The organism is Chryseobacterium sp. D764, assembly GCF_019317325.1.
Lineage (GTDB): Bacteria > Bacteroidota > Bacteroidia > Flavobacteriales > Weeksellaceae > Chryseobacterium.
In genome coordinates this window covers 3104872-3123912 of the sequence record NZ_CP079219.1, presented here as the reverse complement: position 1 = coordinate 3123912, position 19041 = coordinate 3104872, and the positions used below count along the sequence as shown (strand labels likewise).

Genomic DNA, 19041 nt, shown 5'->3' with positions numbered 1-19041 from the left:
TTTTTAACTGTTCTAAATAAATAATAAGATTGATATTTATCATAAAAATATTATATACTGAATAACAAAAAACCGCTATGACCAATGCCATAGCGGTTTTTAGATGATATTATTAAATTTTTCTTAAGCTGGAATTTCTCCTTTGTATAAGAAAGAAATAATTTCTTTGTTTAGTTTGTCGATCATTTCGCTGAATAAGTGGAAAGATTCCTGCTTATAGATTACCAATGGATCTTTCTGCTCGTAAACAGCTCCTTGTGAAGATCTTCTTAAATCATCCATCTCACGAAGGTGAAGTTTCCAGTTCTCATCAATGATAGATAAAGTGATGTTCTTTTCGAAATCGTTCACTAAACTTTCACACTGCGTATCGTAAGCTTCTTTAAGATCAGCTACAATAGTCATTGTTTTGTGTCCGTCTGTGAAAGGGACCTGGATCATTTTGAACATTGAACCTTGATTTTGGTATACATTCTCAATGATTGGGAATGATTTTTCTTTCAATAGATTCAGTTTCATTCTGTAATCTTCCTGAGCTGCGTTGAATAAGATATTCGTCAGATCCTGAACATTTTTATTATTAAAATCATCTTGGGAAACCGGAGATTCCATTGTAAATGTTTTAATGATTTCGTATTCAAAATCTTTATAACTTCCTGAAGCTTTTCCTTTCGCAACGATAGAATTGGAAACATCGAAAATCATATTCGTAATGTCATACTTCAGGTGGTCTCCGAATAGAGCATTCTTTCTTCTCTTGTAGATTACGTCACGTTGTTTGTTCATTACGTCATCATACTCAAGAAGTCTCTTTCTTGTTCCGAAGTTGTTTTCTTCTACTTTCTTCTGCGCTCTTTCAATAGACTTACTGATCATAGAATGCTGAATTACTTCACCTTCTTTATGACCCATTCTGTCCATCATTTTAGCGATTCTCTCAGAACCGAACAAACGCATAAGGTTATCTTCAAGAGATACATAGAACTGAGAACTTCCAGGATCTCCCTGACGTCCCGCTCTACCTCTAAGCTGTCTGTCAACACGTCTTGAGTCGTGTCTTTCAGTACCGATAATAGCTAAACCTCCAGCTTCTTTTACTTCCTTAGATAGCTTAATATCTGTACCTCGACCTGCCATGTTCGTTGCAATAGTTACAACTCCCGGCTGTCCTGCTCCTGCCACGATCTCAGCTTCTTTCTTGTGAAGCTTCGCGTTCAGTACCTGGTGAGGAATTTTTCTTAACTGAAGTGCTTTTGAAAGCAATTGTGAAATTTCAACAGAAGTTGTCCCTACAAGTACAGGTCTTTTTGCCTCTGTTAATTTTTCTACTTCTTCAATTACAGCATTATATTTTTCTCTGTTAGTTTTGAAAACTAAATCCTGTTTGTCATTTCTTAGAATTGGACGGTTTGTTGGGATAACCACTACATCTAGTTTGTAGATTTCCCAAAGTTCACCAGCCTCAGTTTCAGCTGTACCAGTCATCCCCGCAAGTTTATTGTACATACGGAAATAATTCTGAAGCGTGATTGTTGCAAAAGTTTGAGTAGCTGCCTCAATTTTTACATTCTCTTTCGCTTCAATTGCCTGGTGAAGACCGTCTGAATAACGACGACCTTCCATGATACGCCCTGTCTGCTCATCAACAATTTTTACTTCACCATCAATCACTACATACTCATCATCTTTTTCGAATAATGTATATGCTTTCAATAGCTGGCTCATCGTGTGAACACGCTCAGACTTTTCAGCAAAGTCCGCAAATAGTCTTTCTTTCGCTTCAAACTCCTCTTCTTTAGAAAGGTTTTTAGCTTCTACTTCAGCAATTTCAGTCCCGATATCAGGAAGAACGAAGAAGTTATTGTCAGAGTTTCCTTGAGACATATACTCAACCCCTTTATCAGTAAGGTCTACCTGATTGTTTTTCTCCTCGATAACGAAGTAAAGATCTTTATCTACAATCGGCATGTCACGGTTGTTGTCCTGCATATATTGCGATTCAACTTTTTGAAGCAAAGCTCTGTTTCCGCTTTCCGATAAGAATTTGATTAATTGTCTGTTTTTTGGAAGACCTCTGTAGGCCTGAAGCAATTTGAATCCACCTTCTTTTGTATTTCCTGCAGCGATTAATTTTTTTGCTTCGTTGAAAATAGCAGAAACGGTTTTCTTTTGTACTTCAACAATTCTGTCAATAGAAGGTTTAAGAACATCAAACTCCTGTCTGTCTCCCTGAGGAACCGGACCGGAAATGATCAATGGCGTTCTTGCATCATCTACCAATACAGAGTCAACTTCATCCACGATAGCAAAGTTCAATTCTCTTTGTACCAATTCTGAAGGTGAAGTTACCATGTTATCTCTCAGATAATCGAAACCAAATTCATTGTTCGTTCCGTAAGTAATATCTGAGTTGTATGCTTTTCTTCTTCCGTCTGAGTTCGGCTGGTGGTTATCGATACAGTCGATAGACATTCCATGGAATTGATAAAGAGGACCCATCCATGCGGAGTCTCTTTTTGCAAGATAGTCGTTCACGGTTACAACGTGTACTCCTCTTTCCGGAAGTGAATTTAAGTAAATAGGTAATGTTCCTACCAAAGTTTTACCTTCACCGGTTGCCATCTCGGCAATTTTACCACTGTGAAGAATAACCCCTCCGATAAACTGAACATCATAGTGGACCATATCCCAAACTACTGGAGTTCCGGCAGCATCCCATGAGTTTTTCCAAACAGCTGTGTCTCCCTGAATGCTCACGAAATCTTTTCCTGCATCAGCCAGTTCTCTGTCCCAGTCACTTGCCGTTACACGAATTTCTCCATTCTGTGCCCATCTTCTTGCCGTTTCTTTGATCAATGCAAAAGCTTCGGGAAGAACCTGAATAAGAACTTTCTCTTCAATTTCGTATGATTCCTTCTTTAGAGACTCAATTTTTGAAAAAAGAGCTTCTTTTTCGTCAACATTTGTTGAATTTTTTATCTGCTCTTTTATCTGTTCTATTTGAGCTGTGATCTTGCTGGTTGCAGATTTTATATTCTCTTTAAACTCAGCGGTCTTTTGTCTCAAACCATCATCCGACAATTGTTGAATGTTAGGTTCTACAGCCTTGATTTTTGTTACAACTTTTTTTACTTCTTTTAGGTCCTGCGCTTTTTTGTCTCCCAAAAACCCTTTAAGAACTTTGTTTAAAAAACTCATAAATTTTTTGCTTTATGCTTAATGCAAAATGCTTTAAGCGTTTTAAATAACACTTATCGTGTAGATTAATATATAAAAAGGGCAAAAAAGCTCTAAGCACGCAGCCTAAAGCTTATCGCTTTATTAATATTCGTCCTCGTTCCAAAGGAAATCTTCGTCAGTAGGATAGTCGCTCCATACTTCTTCGATAGATTCATAAATCTCTCCTTCGTCTTCGATTGCCTGAAGGTTTTCTACTACCTCCATAGGTGCACCAGTTCTGATTGCGTAGTCAATAAGCTCTGCTTTTGTCATTGGCCAAGGTGCGTCACTTAAATATGAAGCTAATTCTAATGTCCAGTACATAATTTTCTAATTTTTTGCAAAAGTATAAAAATAGGTTGTATAATAAACTTTTTTATACTTGATTTTCAATTCTTTTTATAATTTTTTCTTATAAACGGCTGTCACAAACTGAATGGCAGCTATGTCAGCAATTTACTTATTGTCGTTTTCTCAAAAACCATTCCACAAATTTTTTTATGCCATTTTGGAAGTCTGTGGCAGGTTTGTACCCTATTAAATCCTTTGCTTTTGTAATATCGGCATTTGTTTTTGTGACATCTCCCGGCTGCATTGGCAGAATTTTTTTGATGGCAGCTTTTCCTAATACATTTTCTATAGTAGAAACCATCTCGGATAAAGTGATCACCTGGTTTTCTCCGAGATTAAGAATCTCATAAACCCCGGAATTATTTTCCAGGTAAAGGATAGACTTGGTAATTCCGTCAATAATATCATCTATATAAGTATAGTCTCTGGCGGTACTTCCATCACCATAGAATGGAATTTCCTGATCCTCTGAAATAAGCTTTACAAACTTGTGTATTGCGAGATCTGGTCTCTGTCTTGGCCCATATACTGTGAAGAACCTAAGCTGGATCATATCTATATGGTATAGATTGTGGTAAACATGTCCTATGACTTCACCACTTTTTTTAGTAGCTGCATAAGGAGAAATAGGATTATCTACATTATCTGTTTCTGCAAAAGGAATCTTTTCATTGTTTCCATAAACACTTGATGAGGAGGCGCAAATAAATTTTTTGATATTAAAATCCTTACACAATTCCCAAAGGTTCATAGTACCTCTTACATTGACTTCCTCATATTCTAAAGGACGCTCAATGGAAGGACGTACACCAGCAAGTGCAGCCAAATGAATCACCATGTCGATATGGTGGTTTTTAAAAATGTTTTCAAGACCTTTCTGGTCCCGGATATCCTGCCAATAGAGGGAATATTGGTCAGAATGAGCAAGTGATACTAAATGACGGATATCAGTCTCTTTGTCTGAGTATTCAAAATCCGAAATTTTACCAATTGACTCTAAAGTATTTTTAATTTTTACCTGATAGTTATAGAAATTATCAAAATTGTCAATGTTTATGACAGAATGTCCATTTCTTAATAATCGTTCAATTAAATGAGATCCGATGAACCCACTACCGCCTGTTACAAGATAAACCATTTGTATTTTTTATTAGTACAAAAATATAAATTTTACTTTTTGAAAAATATAATCATTAAATTTACTTAAAAAAGTAATATAAATATAATATGCAGTTTCAAGGGCAAATTTTAAAGATGACAAGCTACGATGCAAAGCCAATCCAATACTATCTCAATCTTTCAGGAGATCTGGTTCATATGAATGAGTTGATTGGAAAGGAGTTAAGCATCAGGCATACCGGATTCCAATGTGTAAATTGTGGGGAAAACAAGCCTATTTACAGGATGGGATTCTGCAAAAACTGCTTTTTTGAAAGTCCTTATGCAAGTGATACCATTATCCGTCCGGAGCTTTCTACGGCACATTTAGGAGTTGCTGAACGAGATCTGGAGGTTGAAAAACAAATTCAGCTTCAGCCGCACACCGTCTATCTGGCTTATACCGGAGATGTAAAAGTAGGAGTAACGAGAAATACTCAGATTCCAACACGATGGATTGATCAGGGAGCAACTTTTGCATTACCTATAGCAAGAACCGAAAACCGGTATGAAGCAGGAATGATAGAAGTGGCTTTAAAAGAACATCTGGCAGATAAAACCAATTGGAGAAAAATGCTGCAGGATGATTTTGAAGGGGAAGTAGACCTTGCGGACTTCAGACAAAAGATCAGAGAATATTTTCCTGAAGATTTTCAGAAATTCTATAGAGAAGGAGAAGAATTATGGATGTTTGATTATCCTTTTGAAAAACCGGAAAAGGTTACTTCATTTACATTAGATAAAAAACCTGAATTTACCGGCAGGCTTTCCGGCATCAAAGGACAGTACCTGGGATTTGAAGGAGGAAACTTTATCAATGTAAGAGGACATGAGGGATATGTGATAGATCTTGAAATAAGAAATTGATTGATGTAAAATAAAAACCAAATCGCAAAATATGGGAAAATGGGTTAAAAGACTATTGATAAGTTTCGGAATCCTGGCAGGAATTCTTCTGGCTGCGAATTTCGGACTGAATATATGGCTTAAAACCCAGCTTCCAGAGTATATAAAAAAGAATACTGACTACAAAGTTTCCTACAAAACCCTGGATGTAGATTTAGGAACAGGAAATATCTTCGCCTCAGGAATTTCTGTCAACAGTAAAGATCCTCAAAACATAGACGTTATTGGACTGCAGGGAACTATTGATACCCTGAAAATAAGCCGTTTTGGGATTTACGATGCTATTTTTAATAAAAGAATAAGCTCCTCTGATCTGTTGCTTGCAAAACCTAATTTGAATGTCATTCTCGCAAAACCTGTTGATCGTAAAACAGGAAAAAAGAGAAACCCGTTTTTGTTTGAAAATATCAGGATCAGCAACGGGAAAATTGCTATTTTCAAACATACCAAACAGAAGTTTTTGTCTGTACAGCAACTGGATCTTTTTGTAGAAAACTTACAGATGACAGAAGAATCTGTTGAAAATAAACTTCCTGTAATTTTCGATCGATACAGCATTAAAGGAGAGAAATTCTTTTTCCGGCCTAATGAAACGTATGCTATTACTATCAGTAGTATCAATACAAGTAATGGGCAGATGTCAGTTGGAAATTTCAGACTGACTCCGCTTCTTTCTTTTGCTCAGTTTAAAAAGTTTTATCCCCAAAAGACTCAATTATTTGAATGCATCATTCCCAAAATGGAATTCAAAGATGTGGTTTTAACTAAAAATAAGGTAGCACTTACCAACGCGGATTTTCAAAATCCAGCTTTTACAGTATATAAAACAGGAATAAAAGCTAAAAAGAATGAAAAAAAATCAAATTTTGAGGTTGATTTAAAAAATATAAAACTAAATAATGCCATAGTTCAGGTCAACAAACCTGATGGCAATACACTTTTGTCTGTCGGAAATCTTAACTTAAATATTAATGAGCTTAAGTTTGATAAGGAAAGTTCAGAACAGGTCATTCCTATCGGATATAAAGATTTTCTGCTTTCGGGAAGGGATATACTATATTCTAATCATCAGAATATTGCAATAAGAAGTCTTGCCCTGAAGCCTACAAATGGTGAAATTCTGGACGTTGTATTGACGCCAGGTTCTTCCCCAGCTGGAAAAACAACAATTAATTTAAAAACAAATCATATTGCTTTTAATATCAATAAGCTGGAATTTGTTGATAAAAAACTCAATCTGGATATCAAAGATGTTGTTGTTGATAATGTAAACGGAACGCTCAAAGCAGGGGAGAAGAAGCAAAATAAAACTTCTGAGCCAGGTATTATACAATCTGTTATTGTAAGGAAAATGTCTTTGAAAAATTCAAATATTACCTATGATAACGGAAAAGAGCCATTGAGTTTTCATGATTTGAATGCCACAATAAATAATATTGAGTTATCACCCAAAGCCAATCAGCAGGGACTATCTTTTAAGGTGAAAGATTATTATCTCACCACCCGGAACTTTGCTTACAAAACACAATTCTATAATATGAGTTTAGGATTGCTGAAGCTTAACAAAAATAAAGTTCAGATCAATAATTTTGCAATGAAACCTCTTGTTTCGAGGGCGCAGTTTATCAAAATGATTCCTGTGGAGAGAGATCTATATGATATAAAAGCCGGGGAAATAACAGCAGAAGGAAACTGGGACCTGTTTTCTCATCATAAAATGATAAATGCTTCCCATGTCATGATCCAGTCGGCAGATGCCAATATTTTCAGAAGCAAAATTCCGAAAGACGATCCAAAGGTAAAAGCTTTGTATTCCAAAATGCTGCGTTCTATTAAAATTCCGATGACGATCAATAATCTTGATATTAAAAACTCAGTATTAGTATATGAAGAGGATACTCCGGAAAGTATGGGACCCGGAAAACTGATCTTTAGTAACTTTAATATGAATGTCAGAAACCTGAATTCTGCTAAAATAAAAGGAAAATCCACAAAAGTAGACATCAAAATCAACTGTTCATTCATGAACCTCTCACCACTTTCCGTAAACTGGAACTTTGATGTTGCTGATAATAACGATAATTTTGCAATTTCCGGAAAAACCACCAATCTTCCAGTCAGTGGTATTAATCCGTTTATCAGGCCCTACCTTCATGTGACAGCTACTGCGGGAACAATTCAGGAAATGCTCTTTAATTTTAAAGGAAACCCTGCCGGATTACACGGAACCTTTAATCTTAAACATAAAGATCTGAAAATTGCCGTACTCAATAAGAATAATCATGAGGAAAAAGGCTTCCTTACAGCCGTTGCCAACGTTTTTCTAAAATCAAATTCGGGTAATTTCCCTGAGGCTGTTACCGTAGAAAATGTAGAGCGTGATCCGACAAAATCTTTCTTTAATCTGTTCTGGAAAGGAATTGAACAAGGATTAAAGAAAACCCTTATTGGTAAAAATGTAGAAAAAACAGAAAAAAAGGTAAAAGAAGCGGTTTCTTCTGTGAAAGAAATGAAACAGTCTGTAAAAGAAATAAAACAGGAGATCAAAAATAAAAAAGAAACTCCCAAACCGGAAGCAGAAAAAAAAGAAAAGAAAGGTTTTCTGAATAATATTTTCAAGAAAAAGGAAAAATCTGAAGAATAATTCTTTAAACCATTAAGATTGACCCCATTAATTGATGATCATATAAGAAGATGTCTTTTTTAATTTAAAACAACCTTAATGGTTTAAAAAATTAATATAAGTATAGATTCAGTTAAAAGTTGAATTCGTCACTTTCCAGAATGGGAATATCTCTTAAAAACTTATCAAACTCTTCACCGGGATAATTGCTGTCCGCCCCGTAAGAGTCTATAATCATTCCACGGTTTCCGGCACCATCTTTTACGACATAAAGCACCGCGTTGTCATCAGGATTGCTGTCTCCTTCAAAACGATATGTTTTTAAAATCACCAGTTCTGCAGGCTGATAAACTTTATCAGAATTTTCAAACTTCATTTCACATTTTTCGTTCATTCTGAATTCTCTGTGTATTCCTCTTTCAGAAAGCGTTTTCATGACTTCACTTAAGGTTGTCATTGCATCAAAATTCCCTGAATTTTCCATAATAATATTTTTCTTGTTAAGTACAATAATTAAACCATTGCAATCTTTAAATATAAGAAAAATAGTGGATTGTAATTTTCCTAAAAATAAAGTTTAATGTTAACAAAATTTATAATTTAAAAAAATAAAATAGGTATACTTTTTGCAATGCTAACAATATTAAATCAATGAAAATATGAAAAAAGAAGTTGGAGTTCTACTGGCAGGAGGAGTTGGTCTTTTGGCAGTATTAAGTTTAATCAGCATCAAGAAAATATTGACTAAAAAAGATAAAAAATATAGTGATTCCTATTCGGACTATCACAGACACTTTGATGAAAAGAATCAGGAAGATGAAACTCATGGAGTGGAATTTTACGCACTGAAGTAGTAAAAAAATATATTTAATTATGTTAAATCCAACGCTTTTGAAAGTGTTGGATTTTTTTGTGGAAAACTTTAATGTTAAAACTCATTATTTTATACAAATTCCATTCTAATTTTACAAAGGAATTGCAAAACGAAAATTTCATAAAAGGTCAGGGCGCTCAGCGAAACGTTATTAATCGTTTCGACAGATATACCTATGAGCCTGAAGATGAAGATTTCGAAACAGTAAAAACCTCCTTCACTGAAGTTTTTCCCAAAACAATTGTTAATCAGGTGAAAAGCGAAGACCTTCCGATGGAATATTCCATGAATCCTTATCAGGGATGCGAACATGGCTGCTCTTACTGTTTTGCAAGACCTACCCACGAGTATTGGGGATACAGTGCCGGGATTGATTTTGAAAGAAAGATCATGGTAAAGAAAAACGCTCCCGAATTACTAGAGAAATTTTTTCAAAAAAGAGGCTATAAAGCAGCCCCAATTCTGCTATCCGGAAATACAGACTGCTATCAGCCCGCCGAAAGACAATTTGAAATCACCCGAAAACTCCTGCAAGTTTGTCTTGATTACAGACATCCTGTCAATATTCTGACAAAAAATGCAATGGTACTAAGAGATCTTGATATTTTAAGACCCATGGCGGAGCAGAACCTGGTTTCAGTTTCTTTAAGTATTCCTACTATCAACGAAGAACTGAGACGAAAGATGGAGCCCAGGACGAGTTCTGCAAAAAATAAATTAAAAGCTGTAGAAATTCTCTCCGGAAACAATATTCCCGTACATGTGATGGTTGCTCCCATCATTCCCGGACTCAATAGCGATGAGCCGTTGAATATATTAAAAGCGATTTCCGATGCAGGTGCTTCAGGATTCGGATATACCCTGGTGAGATTAAATGATACTGTTGAACCTGTTTTTGTTAATTGGATAGAAACCCATTTTCCGGACAGAGCACAAAAAGTCTTAAATCTTATCCGCTCTATGCGGGGTGGTAAGCTTGGAGATAAAAGATATTTTGAAAGACAAAGGGGAGAAGGTAACATCGCTGAAATGATTCATACAACTTTTAAGATCGGCAGAAAGAAGTTTTTTGAAGGCAAAGAATTTCCAAAACTCTCAACGGCCAATTTTACCGGAACCCGTGATCAGCAATTGAGATTGTTTGATTAATTACGAAATCCGGATTAATCCTACCTATTATATTATATATAGTATAAAAAGGAGTTATTTTCGACATTGTTGTTCTTAATAAACTTTCCACTGCTCATGTTTCCTGGGTTTATCATATATAGTATATATAATATATAATGCGAATCTTTTTCAGGAGCTATTTCCTGCTATCCATTCATACTCCTCACGCCCGGGCTGTGCGATTCTCAAATCCGCCTGCTCTCCAACGCATGCTGCGGGGTACCCATTTCTATCAGGGCTAGGGGGAGGTTAATGATGAATTATGAATTCCCCCGAAATACCCTATACTAAATATACATCATCATCTGTGCAAATGCGTGATCTGTGGTTAACCAGTACTCATTCCATAAGAACGCACTATTATCCTGAGCGTAGACGAAGGGAGCCTGTTTTATAAAAGCTTCCCCTTGCACCTTTCCCCCAACCTTCCCTTTATCTTATATATATAATAGAATGTATCTTTCATTACCCCATTACTCATGATTTCTTCTCCCTCAAAGCGCTCCCTTGAATCTCCCAAACAAATGTTTAAAATTTTTCTCTCTGCGTTCCAGCGTATTAGGGTTAAATATTACGGGTGTGTAAAATTTATGTTAAATAAAGTTGTTTTGCGTTGCAATAAGTTGTTATCTTTGCCCCACTGAAAAACGAGAGTAATACAGTAGCGCAGGAGAGCTTTTAGATAAGCATAGACATTATGATACTTCAAAAAGAGGCAGACAAAAAACTTTAATTTTTTTATCAAAAAAAGTTGCGAGTTTAAAAAGAGTTTGTATCTTTGCAGTCCCAAATAAAGGGAGCGCAGGAGTAGAGTGATTAAGGTTTAGGAGAGGGATTAAGGTTACTTAAAAAACTTTAAAATTTTCTTTCAAAACATTTGGTCATTAAGAAATAAAGTTTTACTTTTGCACTCGCAAATACGGAGCGCCACTGACAGAAGAGAGTGCTTCGTTACAAAGCGAAAGATATAAAGATCATTGACATACAATATAACAACCAAGTAAGGAAAAACTAAAGCGTAAAAAAAACTTTGAGTGAGTCAGACAAACATACAATGGAGAGTTTGATCCTGGCTCAGGATGAACGCTAGCGGGAGGCCTAACACATGCAAGCCGAGCGGTATTGTTTCTTCGGAAATGAGAGAGCGGCGTACGGGTGCGGAACACGTGTGCAACCTGCCTTTATCTGGGGGATAGCCTTTCGAAAGGGAGATTAATACCCCATAATATTTAGAATGGCATCATTTTAAATTGAAAACTCCGGTGGATAGAGATGGGCACGCGCAAGATTAGATAGTTGGTGAGGTAACGGCTCACCAAGTCAACGATCTTTAGGGGGCCTGAGAGGGTGATCCCCCACACTGGTACTGAGACACGGACCAGACTCCTACGGGAGGCAGCAGTGAGGAATATTGGACAATGGGTGAGAGCCTGATCCAGCCATCCCGCGTGAAGGACGACGGCCCTATGGGTTGTAAACTTCTTTTGTATAGGGATAAACCTACCCTCGTGAGGGTAGCTGAAGGTACTATACGAATAAGCACCGGCTAACTCCGTGCCAGCAGCCGCGGTAATACGGAGGGTGCAAGCGTTATCCGGATTTATTGGGTTTAAAGGGTCCGTAGGCGGATCTGTAAGTCAGTGGTGAAATCTCACAGCTTAACTGTGAAACTGCCATTGATACTGCAGGTCTTGAGTGTTGTTGAAGTAGCTGGAATAAGTAGTGTAGCGGTGAAATGCATAGATATTACTTAGAACACCAATTGCGAAGGCAGGTTACTAAGCAACAACTGACGCTGATGGACGAAAGCGTGGGGAGCGAACAGGATTAGATACCCTGGTAGTCCACGCCGTAAACGATGCTAACTCGTTTTTGGTTTTTCGGAATCAGAGACTAAGCGAAAGTGATAAGTTAGCCACCTGGGGAGTACGTTCGCAAGAATGAAACTCAAAGGAATTGACGGGGGCCCGCACAAGCGGTGGATTATGTGGTTTAATTCGATGATACGCGAGGAACCTTACCAAGGCTTAAATGGGAAATGACAGGTTTAGAAATAGACTTTTCTTCGGACATTTTTCAAGGTGCTGCATGGTTGTCGTCAGCTCGTGCCGTGAGGTGTTAGGTTAAGTCCTGCAACGAGCGCAACCCCTGTCACTAGTTGCCATCATTAAGTTGGGGACTCTAGTGAGACTGCCTACGCAAGTAGAGAGGAAGGTGGGGATGACGTCAAATCATCACGGCCCTTACGCCTTGGGCCACACACGTAATACAATGGCCAGTACAGAGGGCAGCTACACGGTGACGTGATGCAAATCTCGAAAGCTGGTCTCAGTTCGGATTGGAGTCTGCAACTCGACTCTATGAAGCTGGAATCGCTAGTAATCGCGCATCAGCCATGGCGCGGTGAATACGTTCCCGGGCCTTGTACACACCGCCCGTCAAGCCATGGAAGTCTGGGGTACCTGAAGTCGGTGACCGTAAAAGGAGCTGCCTAGGGTAAAACAGGTAACTAGGGCTAAGTCGTAACAAGGTAGCCGTACCGGAAGGTGCGGCTGGAACATCTCATTTTAGAGCGTCGTAAGACGATAAAAAAACAAAGGTACTTAAATGTACCATGCACTTACTTCAAAGTAAAGCTTTAGTTTTTTGTTTGGTTGGTTATATTAAAAATACAACACCCACTAGAAATTAGTATAGGGAAAGAGATTGAGAAATGAAGAAGAGGAAAAGTATAACTTACTTACTCATTCCCATAACTCATATAAAGTCTCGTAGCTCAGCTGGTTAGAGCGCTACACTGATAATGTAGAGGTCGGCAGTTCGAGCCTGCCCGAGACTACTAATTAAAGCGGCTGGCAAATAGCTTATAGCTGATGGCAAAAATGCCAGAAGCCAGAAGCAAATAGCCAACAGCAACTAGAGGGGAATTAGCTCAGCTGGCTAGAGCGCCTGCCTTGCACGCAGGAGGTCAAGGGTTCGACTCCCTTATTCTCCACAGTTTTGGAAGACTGATTTAAAAGTTACGGATAGAGCCAAAAACAATATCTGTTCATCAGTTGTACAAAAAGAATTTAAGATCATTGACATTAACGGTAAAGACATCACAAAGAGATAACCGAGCACTTTCGAGTGCCGAGTTTATAAAAATATCGATAAATTAAATTTATCAAAAAATACTGAACTAATATAATTATTAGGAAAGAAATCGTTAAGGGCGTATGGCGGATGCCTAGGCTTTCAGAGGCGACGAAGGACGTGGTAAGCTGCGAAAAGCTGCGGGGATTGGCACACACGAATTGATCCGCAGATGTCCGAATGGGGCAACCCGGCTGGTTGAAGACCAGTCACCTCGTAAGAGGAGCAAACCCGGAGAACTGAAACATCTAAGTACCCGGAGGAAAAGAAATCGAAGAGATTCCGTAAGTAGTGGCGAGCGAAAGCGGATTAGCCCAAAAGCTGATATATGTTTAATAGAATGTTCTGGAAAGAACGGCCGTAGAGGGTGATAGCCCCGTATATGAAAGGCATATTTGAGTGATAAATGAGTAGGGCGGGACACGTGAAATCCTGTCTGAATATGGGGGGACCATCCTCCAAGGCTAAATACTCCTGAAAGACCGATAGTGAACAAGTACTGTGAAGGAAAGGTGAAAAGCACTTCGAATAGAAGGGTGAAATAGAACCTGAAACCGTACGCCTACAAGCGGTCGGAGCAGCATTAAGCTGTGACGGCGTGCCTTTTGCATAATGAGCCTACGAGTTAATTTTACTAGCGAGGTTAAGGTATTAAGTACCGGAGCCGGAGCGAAAGCGAGTCTGAATAGGGCGTATAGTTAGTAGGATTAGACGCGAAACCTTGTGATCTACCCATGGGCAGGTTGAAGCTCTGGTAACACAGAGTGGAGGACCGAACCGGTTGACGTTGAAAAGTCTTCGGATGACCTGTGGGTAGGGGTGAAAGGCCAATCAAACTGGGAGATAGCTCGTACTCTCCGAAATGCATTTAGGTGCAGCGTCGTATATAAGTTTATTAGAGGTAGAGCTACTGATTGGATGCGGGGGTTTCATCGCCTACCAATTCCTGACAAACTCCGAATGCTAATAAATGTTCTACGGCAGTGAGGGCATGGGTGCTAAGGTCCATGTCCGAGAGGGAAAGAACCCAGACCAACAGCTAAGGTCCCAAAATATATGTTAAGTTGAAACAACGCGGTTGGACTGCATTGACAGCTAGGATGTTGGCTTGGAAGCAGCCATTCATTTAAAGAGTGCGTAACAGCTCACTAGTCGAGCGGTCCGGCATGGATAATAATCGGGCATAAACATATTACCGAAGCTATGGATTTGTATTTTAGATACATCTGGTAGGAGAGCATTCTATTTGCGCTGAAGCAGTACTGTGAGGTATTGTGGAGCGGATAGAAAAGAAAATGTAGGCATAAGTAACGATAAAGCGGGCGAGAAACCCGCTCACCGAAAGACTAAGGTTTCCTCAGCCATGCTAATCAGCTGAGGGTTAGTCGGGACCTAACGCGAACCCGAAAGGGGTAGTGGATGGACAATGGGTTAATATTCCCATACTTGCTCACACTAAAAAGGGGACGGAGTGCCGTACTTACTGGAGACTGACGGAATAGTCAAGGCCTAGCCTTCGGGCGAAGCTGCTGTAGGGAAAGTGCTTCCAAGAAAAGCCGAAGTGAAGCAACCCGTACCAAAACCGACACAGGTAGTCGAGGAGAGAATCCTAAGGTGCTAGAGTGAATCATGGTTAAGGAACTAGGCAAAATAGTCTCGTAACTTCGGGAGAAGAGACGCCATCAGCAATGGTGGCCGCAGTAAAGAGGCCCAGGCGACTGTTTATCAAAAACACAGGACTCTGCAAAATCGAAAGATGCAGTATAGGGTCTGACACCTGCCCGGTGCTGGAAGGTTAAGGAAGGTGCTTAGGGTTAAACCGAAGGCATTGACTGAAGCCCCAGTAAACGGCGGCCGTAACTATAACGGTCCTAAGGTAGCGAAATTCCTTGTCGGGTAAGTTCCGACCTGCACGAATGGTGTAACGATCTGGGCACTGTCTCAACCATGAGCTCTGTGAAATTGTAGTATCGGTGAAGATGCCGATTACCCGCAATGGGACGAAAAGACCCTGTGAACCTTTACTATAACTTCGTATTGACTTTGAGTAAGTAATGTGTAGGATAGGTGGGAGGCTTTGAAGCTTGCACGCTAGTGTAGGTGGAGCCAACGTTGAAATACCACCCTTTACTTACTTGGAGCCTAACTTCTTAAGGGAAGGACATTGCGTGGTGGGTAGTTTGACTGGGGTGGTCGCCTCCAAAAGAGTAACGGAGGCTTTCAAAGGTACCCTCAGCACGCTTGGTAACCGTGCGTAGAGTGTAATGGCATAAGGGTGCTTGACTGTGAGACCTACAAGTCGATCAGGTGCGAAAGCAGGACATAGTGATCCGGTGGTTCCGTATGGAAGGGCCATCGCTCATAGGATAAAAGGTACTCCGGGGATAACAGGCTAGTCTCCCCCAAGAGCTCACATCGACGGGGAGGTTCGGCACCTCGATGTCGGCTCGTCACATCCTGGGGCTGGAGAAGGTCCCAAGGGTTGGGCTGTTCGCCCATTAAAGTGGCACGCGAGCTGGGTTCAGAACGTCGTGAGACAGTTCGGTCTCTATCTATTGCGGGCGTTAGATGTTTGAGAGGGCTTGATTCTAGTACGAGAGGACCGAATTGAACAAACCTCTGGTGTATCAGTTGTACCGCCAGGTGCACTGCTGAGTAGCTACGTTTGGAAGAGATAAGCACTGAAAGCATATAAGTGCGAAACTCGCCTCAAGATGAGACATCTTTTAAGGGTCGTTGGAGATGACGACGTTGATAGGCTACAGGTGTAAAGACAGTAATGTCATAGCCGAGTAGTACTAATTACCCGTAGATTTATAGCCTAATATGGCGCACGAAAGTGCAGCAAGGTTACCTCTTTGTGAAAGTTTTTATCGAAAATAACCAGGTAGCAGATGGTAGCTATTGGGAAGCAGGTAAAACCTGTATCCTTTTATCTATACCGTGCAGCCTTATATACCTTCTTTAGGGTGGTTTTAGCGGTGGGGCTCACCTGTTCCCATTCCGAACACAGAAGTTAAGCCCACCAGCGCCGATGGTACTGCGAAAGCGGGAGAGTAGGCCGCCGCCAGTTTTTATTTTATTTTTAAAAAATCCTTTATCATAAGATAAAGGATTTTTTTTTGCGTTATACCCAAGCACTATACCCAACTAAATAAAGCAAAACAAAACAAAACAAAACACCTGAACTCATAAATAATGAGTAATAAATAAACAATCAATCATTATTGATTGTCCCTACTGTTATCCAATACCATTGATACATATTCCACTCCCCATGAGTCTATACAATACCTTTTAAATTTTATAATTAAGTAGATCTAAGATTATCAATTTATCAATCACTTAAATATTAAAACATCTATAGTATTCCTTTGAACTCTTAAGATTCTAATAAATAAGCCTGGATTCCTACGGAATGACATAATCGGAAAAAGGGATATTAGTTCGATTTAGAACTTATCATTTTTCATCCACAGTTCATACGCAGAACCCAGAGCCACACAACTCATCATTCATAACTTATAACTTATAATTAGACTCCTTCCTAGCCCCGATAGTAATGGTTACCCCGCAGCATGCCTGGGAGAGCCAGTGGGATGCAGCGCAGGACAGCCTGGCGTGAGGAGTATGAATGGATAGCGGGAGAAGGCTTCTGAAATTTGTTAAAGTATTTCCTCATCAATCCTATTTTATAGTATATATAAATCTTACTTAAGAATACTTTAAATTTAAGCTTATAAATCGATTATTATACTTGAAGGCTTACTTAGATGTAAGAAAGATGTATAACTTACCAAAATCCATCTTATTTTAATTCAAAAGAAATAAAAAACCGCTTCTCTAAAGAAACGGTGCTATTTTATCACATTTTGATTTTCAATCTTACATATCACTGTTTGTGTCCGGGCATTTGAAATCATCACTGCAGGTAGCGCAAACAATTACTCCGCTGCAATAATACATACAGAAATCTATTTCAGGAAGAGTAGCACCTCCAGAAATGTTTTTTAACTGGTTTTTTTGTAGTTTTTTTAAATTTTTCATATTTTTTTAATTAAAAATTTGTAGGTAAAGTAAAAATAAATAAAATATTTTAAATTAAACAGGATATGGTATATAAAAAAATAAATTTTAATGAAACCAGTGTCTCTTGAATTTATTAGAAACTCAATTTTATTTAAATGTTTGATTATTAAAGGAATAAATATTATTTTTAAGTAAGCGTTATCCGAAAAGCTTATAGAGTAGGAAATACTAAAAATCAAAAACTATGAAAAATCTAAAAAAACTTTCAAGAGAAGACAAGAGAAGTATTGTAGCCGGAGTAGATTTCCCGGCCTATTGTTTTGAAGGCGGAGGCCCAGGAGAAGGAGGATGCTCTGCGGGGGAGATCTGTTCAGGTGGAAAATGTGTGCCTTACGGAGGAAATCCGGGAGGTGGAGGAAATCCTGGCGGTGGTGGTGATTCTTATACCTGTATCTGTCCGTGGGGAACTTTTACACAGCCTACACCATGTCCTGAATTTTATTGTATAACAGGATAAAACAAAATGATTAAACATCAATTTGCTATGTAAATGTGTTTGTATATTTCTTATAATAAGGAATAGAATAAAAAAGGCTGTCTCAACGTTGAGACAGCCTCTTTATTTATTTTTTAATCAATCCTAATTCGATCAAGCGTTCATGCAGGAATTCTCCGGCAGTTGTATCTTCGTATAGTTTTGGATTATTTTCGTCTACACAATTTTCAAGTGCATTTAAAGACATTGCACTGATAGGATGCATAAAGAAAGGAATTGAATATCTTGAAGTACTCCACAGCTCTCTTGGCGGGTTTACCACTCTGTGGATTGTAGATTTCAGTTTGTTGTTGGTATGTCTTGAAAGCATATCTCCAACATTAATCATCAGTTCATCCGGTTCTGCAATGGCATCAATCCATTCTCCGGTGTGGTTCTGAACCTGAAGTCCTTTCCCTTGTGCTCCCATTAAAAGAGTAATAAGGTTAATGTCACCGTGAGCAGCAGCTCTTACAGCATCATCCGGCTCTTCAGTAATTGGAGGATAATGAATAGGTCTTAAAATAGAATTTCCTTCTGCTATTTTGTCATCAAAATAAAATTCATTTAAACCAAGGTGCAATGCTAAAGCTCTTAGAACATACTGTCCTGTTTTCTCAAGCATCTGGAATGCTTCTTTACCCACTTCGTTGAATTTCGGAAGTTCTTCAACGATTACATTGTCTGGATACTCAGTTCTGTATTTTGAATCATCAGACAAATATTGCCCAAAGTGCCAGAATTCTTTTAAGTCTCCTCTTTTGAAACCTTTTGCAGTTTCTTTTCCAAATCCTACATAACCTCTCTGGCCGCCAATACCTGGAATCTCATACTTCTTTTTTGTTTCCACTGGCTGTTCAAAAAAGTTTTTTACCTCTCCATACAAATCATCCACTAGGTTGTCATCAAGAAAGTGGCCTTTTAAGGCTACAAAACCAATTTCTTCATAAGCTTTTCCGATTTCATTTACAAATTTCTGTTTGCGTTCCGGGTTGTCCGAAAGGAAATCACGCAGGTCTACACTAGGTATTTTATCCATTT

Annotated in this window: 11 protein-coding genes, 2 tRNA genes and 3 rRNA genes; 10 read left to right on the top strand and 6 right to left on the bottom strand. The window is 38.7% G+C overall.

Annotated features, from left to right (window positions below; translation table 11 throughout):
* Positions 1–123 precede the first annotated feature (123 nt).
* The 3 genes from secA to KYG33_RS14110 all read right to left on the bottom strand — a co-directional run bounded on the left by secA (position 124) and on the right by KYG33_RS14110 (position 4708).
* Positions 124–3198, bottom strand: coding sequence for a preprotein translocase subunit SecA (secA, locus tag KYG33_RS14120; protein WP_077413139.1), 3075 nt, complete (start codon positions 3196–3198; stop codon positions 124–126).
* Between the two features lie 123 nt (positions 3199–3321).
* Positions 3322–3543, bottom strand: a complete 222-nt coding sequence (locus KYG33_RS14115; RefSeq protein WP_002662059.1) for a DUF2795 domain-containing protein — start codon at positions 3541–3543, stop codon at positions 3322–3324.
* Between the two features lie 136 nt (positions 3544–3679).
* Positions 3680–4708: a GDP-mannose 4,6-dehydratase gene (locus KYG33_RS14110; RefSeq protein ID WP_219071942.1), complete on the bottom strand. Its 1029-nt coding sequence runs from the start codon at positions 4706–4708 to the stop codon at positions 3680–3682.
* Between the two features lie 89 nt (positions 4709–4797).
* On the opposite strand from KYG33_RS14110, the gene KYG33_RS14105 reads away from it, so the two are divergent.
* Together KYG33_RS14105 and KYG33_RS14100 are read left to right on the top strand one after the other, a co-directional pair.
* Positions 4798–5595, top strand: a complete 798-nt coding sequence (locus tag KYG33_RS14105) for a DUF2797 domain-containing protein (RefSeq protein ID WP_219071941.1) — start codon at positions 4798–4800, stop codon at positions 5593–5595.
* A gap of 31 nt (positions 5596–5626) precedes the next feature.
* Positions 5627–8278 (top strand): hypothetical protein, encoded by a 2652-nt coding sequence (locus KYG33_RS14100; RefSeq protein ID WP_219071940.1) that lies wholly within the window; start codon positions 5627–5629, stop codon positions 8276–8278.
* A gap of 112 nt (positions 8279–8390) precedes the next feature.
* On the opposite strand, the gene KYG33_RS14095 is transcribed toward KYG33_RS14100, so the two are convergent.
* Entirely contained in the window at positions 8391–8741 is a 351-nt protein-coding gene (locus tag KYG33_RS14095) for a hypothetical protein (RefSeq protein WP_047379955.1), read from the bottom strand.
* Between the two features lie 175 nt (positions 8742–8916).
* Between KYG33_RS14095 and KYG33_RS14090 the strand changes: the two genes are divergently transcribed.
* The 7 genes from KYG33_RS14090 to rrf all read left to right on the top strand — a co-directional run bounded on the left by KYG33_RS14090 (position 8917) and on the right by rrf (position 16509).
* Entirely contained in the window at positions 8917–9111 is a 195-nt protein-coding gene (locus tag KYG33_RS14090) for a hypothetical protein (protein WP_047379954.1), read from the top strand.
* A 122-nt stretch (positions 9112–9233) separates the two neighbouring features.
* Positions 9234–10280: a PA0069 family radical SAM protein gene (locus KYG33_RS14085; RefSeq protein ID WP_077413135.1), complete on the top strand. Its 1047-nt coding sequence runs from the start codon at positions 9234–9236 to the stop codon at positions 10278–10280.
* Positions 10281–11352: 1072 nt separating this feature from the next.
* Positions 11353–12869, top strand: a 16S ribosomal RNA gene (locus tag KYG33_RS14080).
* A 197-nt stretch (positions 12870–13066) separates the two neighbouring features.
* Positions 13067–13140, top strand: a tRNA-Ile gene (locus KYG33_RS14075).
* A gap of 82 nt (positions 13141–13222) precedes the next feature.
* Positions 13223–13296 (top strand) — tRNA-Ala (locus KYG33_RS14070).
* A gap of 203 nt (positions 13297–13499) precedes the next feature.
* A 23S ribosomal RNA gene (locus KYG33_RS14065) occupies positions 13500–16258 on the top strand.
* A 143-nt stretch (positions 16259–16401) separates the two neighbouring features.
* Positions 16402–16509, top strand: a 5S ribosomal RNA gene (rrf, locus tag KYG33_RS14060).
* The 16S, 23S and 5S rRNA genes sit together here with 2 tRNA genes alongside, the layout of an rRNA operon.
* A gap of 812 nt (positions 16510–17321) precedes the next feature.
* On the opposite strand, the gene KYG33_RS14055 is transcribed toward rrf, so the two are convergent.
* Positions 17322–17483 (bottom strand): bacteriocin-like protein, encoded by a 162-nt coding sequence (locus KYG33_RS14055; protein ID WP_219071939.1) that lies wholly within the window; start codon positions 17481–17483, stop codon positions 17322–17324.
* 226 nt (positions 17484–17709) lie between these two features.
* On the opposite strand from KYG33_RS14055, the gene KYG33_RS14050 reads away from it, so the two are divergent.
* On the top strand, positions 17710–17982 hold the full coding sequence (locus KYG33_RS14050; protein ID WP_077419382.1) for a bacteriocin-like protein: 273 nt from the start codon (positions 17710–17712) through the stop codon (positions 17980–17982).
* A gap of 106 nt (positions 17983–18088) precedes the next feature.
* Here KYG33_RS14050 and KYG33_RS14045 read toward each other — a convergent pair whose 3' ends face one another.
* Positions 18089–19039: an isopenicillin N synthase family dioxygenase gene (locus tag KYG33_RS14045; RefSeq protein ID WP_047381935.1), complete on the bottom strand. Its 951-nt coding sequence runs from the start codon at positions 19037–19039 to the stop codon at positions 18089–18091.
* Between the last annotated feature and the right edge of the window lie 2 nt (positions 19040–19041).